Below are 16399 nucleotides of genomic sequence, written 5' to 3'. Positions count from 1 at the left end.
ACATGGATTGCTGCCTATAATTCACTATCTAAATCATCTTCACTTTTTTTTTATTTCGTCACCTTTTTAAAATTATTCCATGGAACGGATCGGCGGGATGGAAATCAAAACCCTGCGGGACAAAGAACAAGAACTTATTGAAGAGGTCCTGACCAAAACCGACTGGAATCTCGAAAAAGCCTCACGCCTTCTACAAATCTCCCTTTCACAAGTGAAAAAAAAAATCCGGGAACACGGCCTGAACAAACCGGATGAACCTGTATGAACACACCAACCCGGCTGCAACAACCAAAGGAGGGACAAACGGATGAAAACAAACCATGGTAAACTGATGATGACCCTGATGATCGCATTGTTGCTGGGGCTTTCCGGTGGCAGCGCGCTGGCGGAAAAGCCGATCGTGATCGGCTGTCCGCTCTCGACGGCCTTTCTCTATGGCTGGGATGCCGAAAGGGGTGCGACCCTGGCCATCGAGGAAATCAATGCCCAAGGGGGGGTAGATATCGCCGGCAAAAAACGGCCGTTTAAAATCGAGGTCATCGATACCCGTGATCTGGAGCCGGGCGTGCCGGTCAGTGAAGCGCTGCTGGCCGTGGAGAAACTAATCCTGGATAAGAAGGCCGATTTCCTTATCGGCGGACCGGTGCGGTCCGAGGCGGCCCTGGCAGCCATGCCCCTGCTGAGCAAATACAAAAAAGTGTCCATTCTCACGACGGGGGTGCTGACACCCAAATACCACGCCATGGTGGCCGAGAATTACGACAAATTCAAATATTGTTTCCGGATTCACGGCGAAGCCAAGAATCTGGTCGGTGAAATTTTCGCTAATTTTGGCGATTTGAAGGCCAAGTATGGATTCAACAACCTGTTTATCATGGCCCAGGATGTCTCCCATGCCCGCGGGGCGGCTGAAATCATCAAGAAAGTGGCCACCGACAAAGGCTGGAATGTAACCGGCCTGGAGGTCTATCCCACGGGCGCCACCGACTTTTCCATAGGCCTGCTCAAGGCTAAGAAAACCAACACCGAGATCATCAATATATGGATGGATATGCCCGAAAGCGCCATCCTGTTGAAACAGTGGTACGACATGCAGATTCCGGCCCTGCCATTCGGATCCACCCTCGCCGCCGCCGAACAGCCCGGGTTCTGGGACGCCACGGACGGAAAAGGCGAATATACGCTCTGCAATGTGGTCAATGCCGGCAACGCCCCCTCCGAGGCTACTCCCTGGACCATGAAATTCTACGATGCGTATACCAAACGCTGGGGGATCGAGCCCGAAGGACTGGGGACGTCTAGCAGCTACATGGCGGTTTATGCCTTGAAAGAGGCCATCGAACGGGCAGGCAGCCTGAAACCCGACGAGGTGGTGACCGCACTGGAACAGACCGACATCATGGGTGTTTACGGCAGACTGCGCTTTGACCCCAAAAGCCATCAGGTCATCCCGTCGACGGATCCCAAAGAGGGTGCCGTGGGCAGCATTTTGCAATGGCAGAATGGCAAACGGGTGGTGGTCTATCCCAAAAGCATCGCCATGGGCGAAATTAAATTGCCGCCCTGGATGGGCAGATAATGGATATCCTTATCTACGGTACGATCAACAGTGTGGCCCTGGCCCTTTATGCCCTGGGGTTTGCCCTGGTTTACGGCATCTGCCGTCTGCCCAATTTTGCCCATGGCGCCCTGTACGTCCTCAGCGGCTTTATTGCCTGGACCATGATCAACACCCTCAAAACCAATCTCCTGGTGGCCGTCGTGGCCACCCTTGTCGTTACCGGTATCATCGGAGCGATCATTTACCGTCTTTTTCTGATTCGTGTCAGGGGCATGGAGATCTCTGAGATCATCGCCTCCTATGCCATTGCCCTGGCCATCCTCGAAGGTCTGCGCTGGGGTGGCTTCAGAGGCATGACCTACACCCTGCCGGTTTTCATCGAAGGCAGCGTGACCATCGGCGGCATCTCTGTGGACTATCAGCGAATTCTGGTGGTGGTCTTCGGCGCCGCCCTGGTGGCCGGTCTCTGGCTGTTCACCCATTACACCCGCGTGGGCCTTGCCCTCAGGGGGATGGCCCAGGACGAACGGGCGGCCCTCATGCTGGGCATCGACTCGGATATGATGGCCGTCGTGGCCATGGGGATGGGCTCCATGCTGGCGGCCTTTGCCGCCATACTGCTGCTGCCTCTAGGCAACATTGTGGTGGAGTCCGGGTATAACGTGTTGATCCTGGCCATCGCCGTGTGCATCGTCGGCGGACTCGGCAGCTGGATGGGGGCCGTGCTGGCCGCCTTTCTGATCGGATTCGCCCAGATCCTGACCGTGGTCTACCTGGGGTCCCATTACCAGATGATGGTGGCGCTTCTGGCCATCATTTTAACGTTGATACTAAAACCGTCGGGTCTTTTCGGCCAGCAGAAAGAACTGGAGGAACGCGTTTGAAAATCGGAACCCAACAGCGCCGTCAAGAAAGAATCGACCGGGGTATCAAGGTTCGCACGGACGGCCTGTATGCCTTGATGTCCTGGCGGGAGCTGGCCTACCTGACTGCCCCCCGGCTATTGCTGATCGGCGGCCTTCTGCTGCTGCCCCTGGTGGTTCCCGGCTTATACTGGCTGCGGGTTATCTCCATCGTCTGTATTTACGCCCTGCTGGCCCTGAGCTTTGATTTTTTGGCCCATTATGTGGGGCTGGTCTCCCTTGGGGGGGCGTTTTTCGTGGGTGTCGGCGGCTATCTCACCGCGCTGCTGAACACCGAGCTGGGGGTCAGCCCTCTGGTTTCCATCCCGGCAGCCGGCATTCTGGGCGGCGTGATCTGCACCATCCTGCTCTTGCCCTGCCTTCCCTTGAGGGGCGTCTACTTCGCCATCGTCACCCTCATGTATCCCCTCTTCCTCGCCCGGGTGATCGAAGCCTTGAACATCCTGGGGGGCACCGACGGCATCATGGGCATCGACAGCGTTCCCTATGTGTGGCTGGAACAATACGGGCTCATCGTGATACTGCTGTTGATTCTCTTCGGGTTGCGCCGATTGGTCAACACCGACCTGGGGCTGGTGATGCGGGCGGTCAAGGACAACGATCAGGCGGTCAGGGCCTCGGGCATGAATATTACCCACTACAAGGCACTGGCCGTTTTCATCGCATCCTCGGTGGGCTGCCTGGCCGGGGCCTGCCTGGTGCACACCTACATGTGGGCGGGAATCTCCACCTTTGCCCTGGATTTTTCGATCCTGCCCATCGCCGCCACCGTCATCGGCGGGGGTGGAACACTGGTGGGGCCGGTGCTGGGATGCCTGATCCTGGTGCCCATATCCGAACTGCTGCGTGACTTCGGCACCCTTCGCATCGTGTTTTATTCCCTGATCCTGTTGGGCTTTATCGTATTTCGCAGCGACGGGTTGATGATTTACGGCCAACGCAAATATCACCAGTTTCAAAGATGGACGGACATATGACTGACACGCCCCTTCTGCAAGTCGACAACGTCACCAAGACCTTCGGCGGCATCATCGCCCTGAACAATGTCAGTTTTAATGTAAACAAAGGAGAAATTCTCGGGATCATCGGCCCCAATGGATCCGGTAAGACGACCGTAGTCAACTGCATCACCGGATTTGTCAAGGCCTCCTCCGGTCGGGTGTTGTTTCACGGCAAGCCTATAACCGGCAAACCGCCCCACAAAATTGCCGACATGGGGGTCCTGCGAACCTTCCAAATTATGCGTCCCTACTTCAGTCTGCCCGCCTATAAGAACTTGGTGATTCCGCTTTGCTCCCCTCGGGCGCGGCGCACCGGGGGCTGGCGCGGCGGCGGAAAGCTGGGTGATCGAAACACGGTGAGCATCGACATCCTGGAAGAGATCGGTTTTGAGCGGGATTCATATGTCCCATATAAGACCACGAACACGCTGCCCACCGGCTACCTTAAACGCCTGGAACTGGCCCGGTGTCTGGCCCTCAAACCGGAATTGATCATCTGCGACGAAGTTTTCTCAGGACTCAGCATGAGTGAAATCGCCAGCATGGTGCCGCTGATCGAACGGCTGCAGATGGACGGGATCACACTGATCATGATCGAGCACCGGCTGCGCGAACTGTTTCAGGTGGCCAACCGGGTGATGGTGCTCAACTTCGGCGAGAAACTGGTGGAGGGAAGCGCCCGGGAGGTCATGGCCGATGAACGCGTCCGGGAAGCCTACTTTGGATCCGAAGCGGTCGAGGAGGTGATGAAACATGCTTGAGGCAAACGATCTGATGGTCTTTTATGAAAACAATCTGGCTCTGAACAATGTTAACATTCGTTGTGACCACAATCAGATCGTCGGGGTATTCGGCGCCAACAGCGCCGGCAAGTCCACGCTGATGCATGCGCTTTCCGGCATCGTATTGGATATGCAGAAGAAAGAGATGATGGCCGGCGGCGAACGCATCACCGTGGCCGGAAGTGTCCGCTACCTGGAAAGGGAGGTGATGGCCGTTTCCCCCAGCCGGCGGGCTAAAATGGGCATCGTATTGTGCCCGGAACGCAGGCGCATATTCAAGGAGAGCACGGTTCTGGAGAACCTGAAAATCGGCGGTTATCTGGCCTCACCCGCCCAGGCCAAAGAGACCCTGGCGTATGTGTTCGACGTATTCCCAACCCTTGCCAGGCTGAAAAATCGTATCGGCGGATTCCTAAGCGGTGGTGAACAGCAGATGCTGGCCATCGGCCGCGCACTGATGGCCCAACCAAAGATTCTGCTCCTGGACGAGCCGCTGCTGGGGCTCAGTCCGCTGATGCAGGCCATGCTCATGCGCACCACCCGTGAGATCCGGGACAAAAGAAGGATCTCCATTATCGTTACCGAACAATATGCCCGCCCGGTTTTCCCCATCGTTGACTACGCCTTTATTCTGGAAAACGGTTCCGCCGTATTGGAAGGCACGCGCGAGGATTTGATGGACAACCCGGACGTACGCTCGGCCTATTTTGGGGTTTAAAGGAGTCTGAGAGTAAATGAACACCCGCACCGACACACTGGAAAAAGAACTGACCTTCAGCCGGTTCGACCTGATGAGCGAGAAATACCCAGATCGGTCCGCGCTGGTTTATTTGGGCGCACATGTCTCTTACCGCAGGCTCAAGGATCTGAGTGAACGCTTCGCCGGCGCCCTCTCCTCCCTGGGCGTGCACAAGGGCCACCGGGTGATGCTGTACATCCCCAATTGCGTCCAATGGGTCATCGCTTTTCTGGGCATTCAAAAGCTCGGCGCCGTGGTCGTGCCGGTGGCTCCCATCTACACATCCCACGAAATCGTTTACATGATCAAAGATGCGGGCGTGGAAACCGTGGTCTGCATGGACACCAATTTCTGCTATGTCAAGGAGGCGATGGCGGAAACCGACCTCAAACGGGTCATCGTCACCAACCTGACGGATATGCTTCCGGCCTGGAAACGCGCACTGGGCCATCTCTTCGACAAAATCCCCACAGGCAGAGTGGATGCCGACCCGCGGGTGCATCGTTTTACCCGCCTGCTCAAACACGCCCCCAGAACAGAGGCCGCAACGATAGATCCGGCGAACGATCTCGCCTACATTCTTTATACGGGGGGAACCACCGGATTTCCCAAGGGCGTCCCCGGCAACCATATGGGTATGACCTCTTACGTCAATGACGTCACCGAAGATATTGCCGGCACCTATCTCAGGGAGGGGGAAGATGCTTACATCGCCATCAACCCGCTCTTTCATATCATGGCCCTGGGCCTGTTCATGGCCGTCGGGCTCAACCGGGGCAATACCACCCTGCTCATGCCCTTTCCCCAGGTGGACGCCATTTTGGAATCCATTCAACGGTTCAAGGTCCGGTGGCTGCTGGGGGTGCCGGCCCTGTATCGCATGATTCTGGAAAACGACCGCCAGAACCGTTATGATCTCAGTTCCCTGACCTATTGTTACTGCGGCGGCGATGTCCTCCCTGAAGAAGTCAAAGAGCGTTGGCAGAAGCGCTGCGGAACGCCTATCTACCAGGTTTATGGCTCCACCGAAGTCGGTCACGTGGCCTACAGCCGGATCGGGGTGGAACCCAGTCCACGGGCCATCGGGTTTCCACTGAAAAGCCGGCAGTGCCTGATCGTCGATCCCGCCACCCTGGAGCCGGTGGAAGAAGGCAACAGCGGCGAACTGCTGGTCACCTCACCCTATACGCTCAAGTCCTATTACAACAAACCCGCGGAAACTAAAAAAACCTATGTGAAAATCAATGGCAGGCTCTGGTGCCGCATGGGCGATTTCGTCAGTGCCCTGCCCAGCGGTGAGCTGATCTACATGGAACGGTCGGCCGATATCATCAAACACAAAGCCTTTCGCGTATCGGCCTCCGAAGTTGAGGCGGTCCTTCAGGACCATCCCACGGTGATCGGCGCCTGCGTGGTGGGGGTTCCGGACCCCAAGGTAGGCGAACGAATCAAGGCGATCGTCGTGCTCAAGGAAGATGCCCGCGGAGTGGGCGGCACCGAATTGATCCGCTGGTGCCGGGACCGGCTGGCCGCCTACAAGGTCCCCTCCTATATCGAGTTCAGGGACATGCTGCCCAAATCCAAAGTCGGGAAACTGCTTCGCCGCGAAGTGCGCGATGACGAGATTCGACGGATAACCAAGAGTAAACCCGCAACGGCTGCGAAAGGAGCATAAATTTGTCTCTAAACGGTAAGCGTATACTGGCCGTAGATGATGAGGCCGATGTACTGGAAACCCTGGAAGACCTTCTCGACGGGTATCCCGGATTGATTCTGGACCAGGCCTCAGACTACGAAACCGGCTACCATCTGCTGCGCTCATGGACCTACGACGCGGTCATTCTGGACATCATGGGCGTCAGGGGCTTTGACCTGCTCAACGCGGCGGTTCATTTGGGGTTTCCAACGGTGATGCTCACGGCCCATGCCTTTTCCGCTGAAAGCCTGAAACGCTCGATTACCATGGGCGCCAGGGCCTATATTCCCAAAGAGCAAATGGCAGACGTCCCCGAATTCCTGGAAGACGTAATTACCCTCGGCCATCGTTCCAATCTGAAGAAGATGTTTCAGCGGCTGGGCGGCTTGTTCAACCAGCGATTCGGTTCCAGGTGGATGGAGGATGAAAAAAACTTCTGGGATCAGGTCAAATCCGGAGAATACCTGCCCAAACCTGTCATTTTTAAATAGTAAACGGAAATTATATCGCCCAGCTTTAGGAGATGTCATGAAAACGATCTGTACGCTCCGCAACATGATGCGCCGCAATGTCGAACTCAATCCGGAAAAAATGGCCCTGATCCAGGGTGACCGCCGGTTTACCTTTGGCCAGCTGGCCCGGCGCACCGGCTGCATGAGCGGCGCCCTGTTGACGCTTGGGCTGGGAAAAGGCGACCGGGTGGCCATCCTCGGCCCCAACAGCATCGAAAATGCCGAAGCCTATTTCAGTATCCCCAACGCGGGACTCGTGCTGGTCATGCTCAATTTCCGTCTGGCCGCCCCGGAGATCCTCAACATTTTAAAGGACGCCACCCCCCGCGCCTTAATGGTTCACGCGGCCTACCGGAAAACCGTGGCGGAAATCGCAGGCCAGTTGGGATTTGTCGACCACTACATTTTCATCGGCGATCGTGCAAAGACACCCTCCGGGTGGCATCACTATGAAACCCTCATCGCAGAGGCGTCCGGGGGCGACCCGCCGGTGGTTGTAACCGAAGACGATCTGGCGGCGCTGATGTACACCTCCGGCACCACCGGCTCACCCAAGGGCTGCATGGCCACCCATCGTAATTTTTACCACGCCGGCCGCAGTCTGACCCTGGAACTGAAGATGGATGACGACGACGTGGGCGTCATCGCCTCGCCGCTATTCCACGCCACCGGTGAAGTCACCCTCATGAACGATGTCTATAGCGGAACGACATCGGTGATCATGCCCCACTGGGATACGCGATTGTTTCTGGAACTGGTCCAGGAACACCGTATCACCACCGGCATGCTGGCAACGCCCATGCTGCTGTTTCTGGTGGATTACCCCGAGGCCGACCAATACGACACCGGCAGCCTGAAGAAAATTTTCTTTGCCGGCGCCCCGGTCACTCCTGTGGTTTATGAGCGGGCCGTTAACCGGTTCGGCAATGTGTTCCTCCATCTGTTTGGTACGACCGAGACGGTGGGCCAGACCACCATTTTGAAAACCGAGGACATCGCCCGGGCACTGGCCTCCGGGAAAAAGGAGATCCTGGCATCCTGCGGCAGGTCCTTTGCCGACATGGAAAGCGTGGTCGTGGATGAAAACGACGTCCCGGTCGCGCCCGGCGTCGTCGGAGAAATGAAAGTGCGCGGGTTGGGAACCACCCTGGGATACTGGCACAAGGAGGCTGAAACCAGTCAGGTCTATCGCAACGGATGGTATTATCCCCTGGATTTGTGCCGGGTCGACGAACAGGGGTATATCTACGTGGTGGATCGCAAAAAGGACATGATCATCACCGGCGGAGAAAACGTCTACCCCGCCGAGGTAGAAAACGCCCTGTACAAACATCCCGACATTGCCCAGGCGGCCGTGGTCGGTTTGCCAGACAGCAAATGGGGGGAATGCGTTGCCGCCATTATTGTCCCCCGGCCAGGCAAGGATCTGAAGATGGAAAGTGTCCGGGATTTCTGCCGGCAGGAGATCGCGGGCTACAAGGTCCCCAAGCAGGTGATCTTTACCGACGGCCTGCCGATGAGCGCCAGTGGAAAGATTCTGAAATATGAACTGCGCGCCCGATTTGGAAAGACCTGATCGCGGCGGAGCAGTTGTTTAGGGGTCGACCCCGGTGTTTTCAGGGCGGATGGAGCCGCTAACTCCTCCGTCCTTTTTTGGAAAATAAAAAATGCCCATGATTCGGATTATTTAATTCGACCATCCCGGCAGGTCTGTTAATCCGGTGTGAAAAATTCTCCTTAAAGCCGGTTCATAGATTCTGACGTCCTACACATACAAAGAGCAATTATCCCTGCTGCACCGAATCGATTCGTGAATAGGTCAAAAGCGTTCGGGTTGGAACCGCCGGCTTATTTGGCAGCCGTTCAGTAATCGGTGAGTTATCCTCGGCTTGGGCTTGGTACAAACTGGATTTATCCCTTGCCTCTTTTGAAATGGTGACCCGGTCGACAATACCGAAGTCCTGCGCTTGACTCTCTTTTTGTTTTTCGATTTCAGAAATTGACCCGGTTGACCATCCAATCGGAGCAATTATCTTGTTATCCACAATAATATAGGGTGTAACATCAACCAACAGTGTCACCTTTGACAGCGATAAAAATTTGTCATTTCAACCTTTGAATTCTCAATAACAGGGGTCACAGTCTCATCAGCCAAACGCATCTCCATATTCAGCCTTCGCGATCTATCATCATGGCAGGTTCATCCGATGACGGTCTTTGATATATGGATGGTTCAGCAAATACCATGCCTGCCAAGAAGGGAGGGTTATATATATTAATTTCAAACAAATCCAGGCATATTGCTTGTGAGTGCTAGCGGTTATGGAACAATGGTGTAGGTAAACGATTACCGATTGTGGAAAATTTTTCTTTGTTTGTGCGTATCTTGGGCAGATAATATTCAAAGGGAAATGCATCCTAACTTTTGACCCAATCGCGCTGTCATCCCTATTTATGTGCGCAGTCGAAGATTTGTTGAAAACCGACATTTGGCTGGTAGATCCACATGAAATTGAAATTCGATTTATCTCAATTTGGTATTTTGATTGGCATCGGGTTGATTTTAATGGCGTGGGTCAATATCGGTGACAGCTCAGAAGAAAGTTTGGCCCTAAAGCAATACAGACTGGATGCAGAATCAGGCAATGATGAAGCGCAAGCCACACTGGGCTATATGTATTTGACGGGTGAAGGATCTGTGTTGCAGGATTATAAAGTGGCGCTCAGCTGGTTCTTTAAAGCAGCCGAACAGGGAAATTGGTTTGCACAGTTTAAGCTGGGAGAAATGTATTACTATGGAGTCGGCGTCAATCAAAATTATGTTGAGGCGTTAAAATGGTATCTTAAATCTGCGGCGCAAGGCATATTGAAGGCCGAATATTCTGTGGCAAATATGTATCGGAATGGCGACGTCGGTGAGCCAAATTACAAGTTGGCCTTGAGATGGTATCAGGTCTCTGCCGAGAAAGGATTCAGCGAGGCGCAATATCGCTTGGCCGAGATGTATGCCGAGGGCCTGGGCGTTCCTGTAGACCACAAGAAGGCCTACCTGTGGTATAAGATCGCCGTGCGGCAGAGCCAAGCCAAAGGCAATCAAGCAGTCCAGGAACAGGCAACGGCTGCAGTTGAAAATTTAAAAGCCCTGATGTCTCCGGAACAGATTTCCGAGGCTGAGAGAAAATCATCTGCAATGTGGAAAAATTTGCAGAAACGCAATCATCAGACACGGGTGGAATAAGGTCAAGGAGAACATGCTCTCCTTGGTATGGTTAAACCTCACTGAAATCTCACTCGGCCTTATGGCCATTGCCGCCATCAATTGGTTTTGGATTATACAGTTCCAGTTCACCCGTCCCGTAAAATCGGACCGGACGGTCAAGATCATCAACCACGACAATGTTATAAAGTACGCCGGGATTGTTGCCCTGTGCCCCTGTTCGCGTTGCCTGCCCCAATTTCCAGGCATATCGCCAGGCAGTGACGTCCGAAGTCAGCGGTGCATCCGACAATGGCGGTGAATAGCCCACCTCGAATCCGGCTGCGGTCAGTTTGTCAAATTTGACTCGAAACCCCTTTGGTTTTCGAATCCACCCGTTTTCGATCATTTTCAGTCCCTCGGCAATCTTCATCGATTCACCTTTCAGCGCCTTTCTTCACCGGTAAAGACGGTCTTGTTCAAGTGATCTGGGTTATCCACGCTCGACCTGCCTGTTCCGGCGACCGGCGTGCTATCCTGACCGATGTGAAGATCCAGCTGCGGGAAGGCGAACCGGATGCCCTCACTGTCAAAGCGCAGCTTGGTCTTTTCCAGCAGGTCGCAGCGGGCGACCCAGAAATCCTTGTTGTCCACCCAGCAGCGCCCCCCCAACTCCACGCAGCTGCTGGCCAGGTTGAGGACATAGACCATGGGGCCCGGCTTGGTTCTCACGCGGGGATCCTCGGTCATCACGGCCTCGAGAACCCGCTTGGCCTTGAGCAGATCCTGATCATAACGGATACCCACGTCGATTTTGATGCGGCGCGTCTGGGTGAAGTGGTAATTGATGACGATGTCGTCGAGAATTTTGCGGTTGGGTACGAAAAAAGTTTTGCCGTCGAAGGTCCTCAGCCGTGTGTTCAAAAATGTCATCGCTTCGACTTTTCCCAGCAGGTCGGCAGCCTTGACGGTGTTGCCAACTTTAAAGGGCATGGAGGGAATGAAGGGCCGCAAAAAAATAATCAGGCCGACCACCACCAGGGTGATGATGGTGAACAATCTCATGAGGTTGCTCGGTTTGGCCCCAAGTTCCACCGCCGCGGCAATGATCACCATGGCGATCATCAGGATATAAAAAACGCTGCAAAACAGATTGATAAAAGCGGCTGTGGGCATCAGTCTTCGCAGTCCAGACCGCAGGCCCTTGTCGATCCATCGGGCAGCCAACAGCCCGACGATCAGAATAACCAGAGCCAGCGCCATTTCCGTGCCGTGCAGGGTCATCGTTTCACCAAGACGCTGCAATCGGTTCATTTCACTGTTCATCGATGGGAATCTCCTTTGAGTTAAATGCAACCGCAAAGAATCAATGGCTTATTTTATTGCACCGGTTCTGTTTTTGTTCAGACGGGATAGGCGGTTCAGGTGCTCCAGAAGAATTCGCCGGACTTCCTCAATAACCAGCGGGTGTCCCTATCAGGAGTGGCCGCTGCGAACGAAAAATTCCGACTCCACGTAGTCGACATGCGCACTGGTATAATCGACGACCCCGTCATTGCCGTCCGGTGGCTGGTCATCGCCGTCAATGGCAATGATGGAAGCGTTCTACGTTGCCCCTGAAATCGACGGACGGTCAGTCTTCCCCATCAGCTTCCACTTTTACATTCAGGCGTTCGGGTTAAAGGGTATGCTCGGGACGCATGTGGAGGTTGTTCGGCCTGACCTCAGACCTGTTTGCGCTGACTTTGCCCTCGATGAAATCGATGACCTTGGATTCGAGGCAGTCAGCGTTGAGTCGGTTGATCCGCGGGATGCCGCCCGGACTGACGCAGTTGACCTCCACCAGTTTGCCGGCAATGATGTCGATGCCCACAAAGTAAAGCCCGTCCGCGATCAGCTTCTCCTTTATGGTCTCGCAGATCCAATGCTCACGCGTCGTCACCCGGTGGGCGAAAACCTCCCCGCCAGCATGCACATTGGTGCGAAAATCCCCTTTTCTGGGTTTGCGGCGCATGGCACCGATGATTTCCCCGTTGAGCAGCAGAATGCGGATGTCGCCTTCCTGCTTGACGCTCTTCAGGTACTCCTGCACCATGATGGGCTCGCGCCGGGCGTAGGATTCATAGGCCCGCACGTAGTAGTGGATCAGCGAGTTGAGGTTCACCCGGTCGCGGGTGCTCACCTTGATCACCCCCTCGCCGCCGAACCGCTGCAGGGGCTTGACCACCATGGCGCCGCCGAAATCGTCGATGATCTTGCGCAGCCGCGAGGGGTCCCTGGACACATGCGTCTCGGGGATGATCTCCGGAAAGTTGAGAATATAGAGCTTGCTGTTGCCCAGAATCTGACCGGTGGTGCTGTTGAGGATGAATACGTGTTTGTTGACCGTCTGTAAAAACTCCATGGTCTGGTAGTTGAGCGGCGGGTTGCTGCGCAAAAACAGGGCATCGAGTTCGGTAAGCGCCTCGAAGATGAGGTGGTCCTGCCGGGTGCAGCGGATGATGGCCTGCCAGTATGCGGCCATGCCCAGGCCCGGCTTCACGGTGACGTTGCGCATGCGGGCCACCACCTGGCCGCCGCGGATGTAGACGTCGTGAGACTCCAGAAAGTAAACCGTGCAGCCCCGCTCGTTGCACTCGTACATCAGGTGGCTGGTAGTCTCGTTCTCCGGCTGGATGCTCTCCAGCGGATCCATCAGGTAAGCGATCTTCATGTAAAGGTTATCCTTGCCGGCCTCGATAAGAACGCAAATTAACTACCTGCATTACCCTTCATCCCCGTGGCTGGGGCGCAGGCTGAATACATCTCATTTCCCATAAATCTGCAAGTCCTAAGCATATAATTTTTACGCAGCCGTCGCAAAGGTGACGCTTTATGACCCCATCGAATTTCACTCGCCCTGCTTGGGTTGCATTTGAGAAATGTAGGCACCAGCGAGCCGGGCAACGGTGACGGCCAGATAGAGTTGGCCCATGACCGCTTCGAGAACGTCCAGAGATCGGGCCGCGTTGGAAACGGGCGTGGTGTCCCCATATCCGACCGTTGTCATGGTAACAAAACTGAAGGAGATGAGGGTAAAGATCGGCCTTGGCGATTCCGATCTGGGGGCTTTGGGCGGCGACGCGCAACTCATTCAATCGAATGACGGGTCGGCGTCGGAGAAGATTGGTCGGAATGTCATCGATGACGGCCTCGGCGGCGACCGGAATCTCAGCAGAGCCACCTGAAATCGTTTTCAGCTCCCCTGGAAGCACCCCCAGCAATTTATTTGTTTATTGCAAAGGTTTTTAAAAAGACGACGGCAAAAATTGGTGGCGTTTTCATAACAGCCTCCTTGGATTGTGTAGGTTGCAGACAACCGAGATTCGAATCGTCAACACTGGAAAACAACATCCTTAAATGTAAGGGTTAATATGTGGCTATTGGTTCGATGGCACCTCCTATTTCGGAAGCAAGAACGTGAGCTGTGAAGAAAATGGAATGACCGGTTGTATGTTCAGTCGGCTGATGGACCCTTTGTCATCAGGCCCATAGTTCTCGTCGTAGTTGTACTGAAGGGGAACACTGATCAGGTTGGCAATCGGGTTGGCCAGTTTTTTGGCCAATTCTTCGCTCTCGTCCGCAAAAGCCGGCAGGGCGCCGATCATTACCCATGCAGACCAGCAGAACCACCTCGACAGCGTTGCGAGATTCAAGCCTGATTTATACCGGTTTTTTCCCACTGTCATACTGCACTCCCTTTCATTGAGGCATACTTGATCGCTTGGGTTTCAGGGTATGTATGCACCAGTTTCTATATTTCACATCACTTTTCCGGCGTGTACCAGATCGGCGACGTGTAGGCCCGCTCCTGAAGCGTCATGGCGGTGCCCGGAAGGGGTTTGGTGCCGAAACGCTTGGCATCGTAGGCCGTCCAGCGCGGAGTGGGGATCTCGATCACGCGCGCGTAGTAGAAAGCCCTTAGTGAAGGGTCGAAGTCCGGGTCCTTCCAGACGGTGATCAGTTCAGGCGCGCCGATCGTGTTGATCCACGTCGCGTTTGCCACATGCACCGAGCTGCCGACCGGTGTCTTGCAGCGTCCGTCCGCTTCGATCTTGCGACTTCCGGAGACCGCCGCATCGTAGATCCGCTCCTGTGTTTTGCCTTCCTTGTCGACCCAACCCTTGATAATCTGGATTCGGTCAAGGTTGGCGCCTATGGCATCCTTGAGCGCGGCGGCAATGAAGGTGGGCGCCTTACCCACGGGTGCATTGCTCAGGTCGCCGCCCATGGGGACACCCTTGGCATAGCCGATCGCCGCGGGCATGCGGTTGTTAGCGTCCTCCGGCTGGTAGTCCCAGCCGCCGAAGAAGCGTACCGCCATGCGCGGGCCGGTGGTGGCGTATGTCTCCCGGCGCATCATGGCGTCGAAAATCGATTCGCGGGTGTTCTCCTGTGCCCAGACGGCGGCAAACCCTGAGGCGCCAACCTCCCAGTCCATCACCGTCACCCCGGTCTGGGGGTTCTTGAAAAATGCCTTGGTCATGCGCTCCGGGCCCGGCTCCTGGGGCGCAGTTTTGCCGAAAAAATTTTCTTCTTCCATGGCGGCAAGGCCGGTATGCGCATCGCTGCTACCGATGAGGCCGAACTTGTAGGGGTTGATACCCAGCTTGGCTTCGAGCACCAGGCCGTTTTTAAACGCCGCGCGTGCGTATTCGAATTCGAGCATCTCTTTTTGCTTCGCCACACTGCCGTCCAGGTTGCCTTTGTCCCAGAGCTCGAAATTGGCGAACTCGTCATTGGGAGAGAGGTAAGGATGGGCTTCGCCGGTGCCCTTGGTCTGGGTGGTTTCATACAGTGGCTCCCACTTGGCACGTGTCTCTGCGTAGTTGCGGTCGAGTTTTTTGCCAAAGGCTTCGATAATCGGAAACATGGCGCCATTGCTCAAATTACCGTTGTGGGCGATGGCAAGCAGTTCGCTGCCGGTCTTTGTTTCCGCGGCAGCCATCCATTTCCACAGGTCCTCAGGATTGTCGCTGCCGAGCGGCAGCAGCGTGGTGTAAGGTTCGACGAGGCTTGCCTGCGCCCCGTTTCCGCGAAAAATGATATTGCGGTGCAGGTTGTTGCCGGCCGTATTTGAGGTCCATTCGTACCCGATAAAGGCTGTGAACCTTTCCGGATCATTGTAAGCTTCGGCGGCCTTGATGACCTCTTGCCAGGCCGAACGATAGGCGCGCGTGCCCGGAAGCGGAAACCCCTTGGGCAATTTATTGTTACTGAAGCTTATGATGATGTCCATCGCAGCAGTGGCGCCCTGGCCGCTCTTGATCTGGTCATACCATCGCTTGCCTTGCTCCGTTGCCAACAGCTCAGGATTTCCGCTCATCAGAAGGGGAAAAAATCCAAATCCGTCCGAGTGATCCGCCACAACCAGGAAGTCGAGCGGTCGGGAGAGTTTGACCGGCTGTCCGGTATTGGAGGCGATTTCCTCTCCCCGCGCGAAGCGGTAAGCGTCCCGGGGCGTGAGTCGCGCGCCGAAGGCGCCTGCGTCCATTGAAAACGAGGTGTGCAGATGGGTATCGCCGAAGAACGGCCGCGTCGGATAATTGCGGCCGGCATACGGTGAGTACGGCGATTTGCTGGGAAAGATTTTTTCGATCTGAGCCTCTTCGGCCGTGCCGGCTACACCGACATCGCTTTGCTCGGCGGCAAAGCCCGTCAGGGGCAGCCAGGTCATCAGCATGAGCATCAAGACAGTGCTTCGTAATCCTGTTTTTATCATCTTCGTTCCATCCTTTCTTCCTGCCTACTAGTTGAAATCATCTTTTTATCGGATGGCCCAGCCGAACATCAACAATCCCACGGCTGTGACCCAGCTGCCGGCCACACGCACCGCGATGCGCTCCCATGGCCTTTTCAGGGATACGACCAGGGCCGCGGCCAGCGATACCAGAACAAAAAGCATGGTTATAATTCCGATCAACCCGAGCGTCCCGGGCCCCTCGCGCAG

19 protein-coding genes are annotated in these 16399 nt (G+C 55.3%); 11 read left to right on the top strand and 8 right to left on the bottom strand.

All coding sequences use genetic code 11. The annotated features are described in order from the left end of the window. Window positions 1-97: 97 nt before the first annotated feature. The 9 genes from R6V78_RS18620 to R6V78_RS18580 are packed head-to-tail and all read left to right on the top strand — an operon-like array spanning window position 98 to window position 8790. The gene (locus R6V78_RS18620) at window positions 98-265 is read left to right on the top strand and encodes a helix-turn-helix domain-containing protein (RefSeq protein WP_410290891.1); all 168 of its coding nucleotides are present in this window, start codon (window positions 98-100) and stop codon (window positions 263-265) included. Window positions 266-307: 42 nt separating this feature from the next. Then, a complete protein-coding gene (locus R6V78_RS18615; protein ID WP_410290890.1) occupies window positions 308-1579 on the top strand; it encodes an ABC transporter substrate-binding protein in 1272 nt (423 codons plus the stop codon). Continuing rightward, complete coding sequence (locus R6V78_RS18610; protein WP_410290889.1) at window positions 1579-2445, top strand: branched-chain amino acid ABC transporter permease; 867 nt, start codon at window positions 1579-1581, stop codon at window positions 2443-2445. Before R6V78_RS18615 ends, R6V78_RS18610 begins: the two co-directional genes overlap by 1 nt. Then, the gene (locus tag R6V78_RS18605) at window positions 2442-3461 is read left to right on the top strand and encodes a branched-chain amino acid ABC transporter permease (RefSeq protein ID WP_410290888.1); all 1020 of its coding nucleotides are present in this window, start codon (window positions 2442-2444) and stop codon (window positions 3459-3461) included. Before R6V78_RS18610 ends, R6V78_RS18605 begins: the two co-directional genes overlap by 4 nt. Beyond that, on the top strand, window positions 3458-4246 hold the full coding sequence (locus R6V78_RS18600) for an ABC transporter ATP-binding protein (RefSeq protein ID WP_410290887.1): 789 nt from the start codon (window positions 3458-3460) through the stop codon (window positions 4244-4246). Before R6V78_RS18605 ends, R6V78_RS18600 begins: the two co-directional genes overlap by 4 nt. Beyond that, the gene (locus tag R6V78_RS18595; RefSeq protein WP_410290886.1) at window positions 4239-4985 is read left to right on the top strand and encodes an ABC transporter ATP-binding protein; all 747 of its coding nucleotides are present in this window, start codon (window positions 4239-4241) and stop codon (window positions 4983-4985) included. Before R6V78_RS18600 ends, R6V78_RS18595 begins: the two co-directional genes overlap by 8 nt. 16 nt (window positions 4986-5001) lie before the next feature. Next, window positions 5002-6681: a class I adenylate-forming enzyme family protein gene (locus R6V78_RS18590; protein ID WP_410290885.1), complete on the top strand. Its 1680-nt coding sequence runs from the start codon at window positions 5002-5004 to the stop codon at window positions 6679-6681. A gap of 2 nt (window positions 6682-6683) precedes the next feature. Beyond that, a complete protein-coding gene (locus R6V78_RS18585) occupies window positions 6684-7193 on the top strand; it encodes a response regulator (RefSeq protein ID WP_410290884.1) in 510 nt (169 codons plus the stop codon). 37 nt (window positions 7194-7230) lie between these two features. After that, entirely contained in the window at window positions 7231-8790 is a 1560-nt protein-coding gene (locus R6V78_RS18580; protein WP_410290883.1) for a class I adenylate-forming enzyme family protein, read from the top strand. Between the two features lie 208 nt (window positions 8791-8998). Here the strand turns inward: R6V78_RS18580 and R6V78_RS18575 are convergent, their stop codons facing one another. Next, window positions 8999-9286 carry a hypothetical protein gene (locus R6V78_RS18575; RefSeq protein ID WP_410290882.1) on the bottom strand — a complete coding sequence of 96 codons (288 nt, stop codon included), beginning with the start codon at window positions 9284-9286 and terminating at the stop codon, window positions 8999-9001. A 434-nt stretch (window positions 9287-9720) separates the two neighbouring features. Here R6V78_RS18575 and R6V78_RS18570 point away from each other — a divergent pair, with 434 nt between their 5' ends. Next, complete coding sequence (locus R6V78_RS18570) at window positions 9721-10452, top strand: tetratricopeptide repeat protein (RefSeq protein WP_410290881.1); 732 nt, start codon at window positions 9721-9723, stop codon at window positions 10450-10452. Between the two features lie 49 nt (window positions 10453-10501). Here R6V78_RS18570 and R6V78_RS18565 read toward each other — a convergent pair whose 3' ends face one another. The 4 genes from R6V78_RS18565 to R6V78_RS18550 form a co-directional block, all read right to left on the bottom strand. Beyond that, a complete protein-coding gene (locus R6V78_RS18565) occupies window positions 10502-10843 on the bottom strand; it encodes a hypothetical protein (protein ID WP_410290880.1) in 342 nt (113 codons plus the stop codon). Window positions 10844-10854: 11 nt separating this feature from the next. Beyond that, entirely contained in the window at window positions 10855-11736 is an 882-nt protein-coding gene (locus R6V78_RS18560; protein WP_410290879.1) for a mechanosensitive ion channel family protein, read from the bottom strand. 352 nt (window positions 11737-12088) lie between these two features. Next, the gene (locus R6V78_RS18555; RefSeq protein WP_410290878.1) at window positions 12089-13123 is read right to left on the bottom strand and encodes a glutathione synthase; all 1035 of its coding nucleotides are present in this window, start codon (window positions 13121-13123) and stop codon (window positions 12089-12091) included. A gap of 177 nt (window positions 13124-13300) precedes the next feature. Beyond that, window positions 13301-13459, bottom strand: coding sequence for an ion channel (locus R6V78_RS18550; RefSeq protein WP_410290877.1), 159 nt, complete (start codon window positions 13457-13459; stop codon window positions 13301-13303). On the opposite strand from R6V78_RS18550, the gene R6V78_RS18545 reads away from it, so the two are divergent. Then, a complete protein-coding gene (locus R6V78_RS18545; protein ID WP_410290876.1) occupies window positions 13458-13637 on the top strand; it encodes a hypothetical protein in 180 nt (59 codons plus the stop codon). The two genes, R6V78_RS18550 and R6V78_RS18545, sit on opposite strands and share 2 nt — an antisense overlap. Before the next feature lie 213 nt (window positions 13638-13850). On the opposite strand, the gene R6V78_RS18540 is transcribed toward R6V78_RS18545, so the two are convergent. From R6V78_RS18540 to R6V78_RS18530, 3 genes are all read right to left on the bottom strand, one after another. Beyond that, window positions 13851-14138, bottom strand: coding sequence for a hypothetical protein (locus R6V78_RS18540; protein WP_410290875.1), 288 nt, complete (start codon window positions 14136-14138; stop codon window positions 13851-13853). 77 nt (window positions 14139-14215) lie between these two features. Beyond that, window positions 14216-16171 carry a DUF3604 domain-containing protein gene (locus tag R6V78_RS18535; protein ID WP_410290874.1) on the bottom strand — a complete coding sequence of 652 codons (1956 nt, stop codon included), beginning with the start codon at window positions 16169-16171 and terminating at the stop codon, window positions 14216-14218. 45 nt (window positions 16172-16216) lie between these two features. After that, window positions 16217-16399 (bottom strand): hypothetical protein (locus R6V78_RS18530; protein ID WP_410290873.1); only part of this gene is annotated, 183 nt, incomplete at its 5' end.

The sequence above is a fragment of the Desulfosarcina sp. genome (assembly GCF_046496365.1).
GTDB lineage: Bacteria > Desulfobacterota > Desulfobacteria > Desulfobacterales > Desulfosarcinaceae > Desulfosarcina.
The sequence above is the reverse complement of the archived record's forward strand: the minus strand, read 5'-3'. Positions and strand labels throughout refer to the sequence as shown.

Bases quoted from the DNA above. Each gene is read 5' to 3' on its own strand.
- R6V78_RS18600 (WP_410290887.1), top strand. From the start codon at position 3,458: ATGACTGACACGCCCCTTCTGCAAGTCGACAACGTCACCAAGACCTTC.
- R6V78_RS18610 (WP_410290889.1), top strand. From the start codon at position 1,579: ATGGATATCCTTATCTACGGTACGATCAACAGTGTGGCCCTGGCCCTT.
- R6V78_RS18595 (WP_410290886.1), top strand. From the start codon at position 4,239: ATGCTTGAGGCAAACGATCTGATGGTCTTTTATGAAAACAATCTGGCT.
- R6V78_RS18545 (WP_410290876.1), top strand. From the start codon at position 13,458: ATGGTAACAAAACTGAAGGAGATGAGGGTAAAGATCGGCCTTGGCGAT.
- R6V78_RS18555 (WP_410290878.1), bottom strand. From the start codon at position 13,123: ATGAAGATCGCTTACCTGATGGATCCGCTGGAGAGCATCCAGCCGGAG.
- R6V78_RS18560 (WP_410290879.1), bottom strand. From the start codon at position 11,736: ATGAACAGTGAAATGAACCGATTGCAGCGTCTTGGTGAAACGATGACC.
- R6V78_RS18580 (WP_410290883.1), top strand. From the start codon at position 7,231: ATGAAAACGATCTGTACGCTCCGCAACATGATGCGCCGCAATGTCGAA.
- R6V78_RS18590 (WP_410290885.1), top strand. From the start codon at position 5,002: ATGAACACCCGCACCGACACACTGGAAAAAGAACTGACCTTCAGCCGG.
- R6V78_RS18615 (WP_410290890.1), top strand. From the start codon at position 308: ATGAAAACAAACCATGGTAAACTGATGATGACCCTGATGATCGCATTG.
- R6V78_RS18540 (WP_410290875.1), bottom strand. From the start codon at position 14,138: ATGACAGTGGGAAAAAACCGGTATAAATCAGGCTTGAATCTCGCAACG.
- R6V78_RS18550 (WP_410290877.1), bottom strand. From the start codon at position 13,459: ATGACAACGGTCGGATATGGGGACACCACGCCCGTTTCCAACGCGGCC.
- R6V78_RS18565 (WP_410290880.1), bottom strand. From the start codon at position 10,843: ATGAAGATTGCCGAGGGACTGAAAATGATCGAAAACGGGTGGATTCGA.
- R6V78_RS18620 (WP_410290891.1), top strand. From the start codon at position 98: ATGGAAATCAAAACCCTGCGGGACAAAGAACAAGAACTTATTGAAGAG.
- R6V78_RS18570 (WP_410290881.1), top strand. From the start codon at position 9,721: ATGAAATTGAAATTCGATTTATCTCAATTTGGTATTTTGATTGGCATC.
- R6V78_RS18535 (WP_410290874.1), bottom strand. From the start codon at position 16,171: ATGATAAAAACAGGATTACGAAGCACTGTCTTGATGCTCATGCTGATG.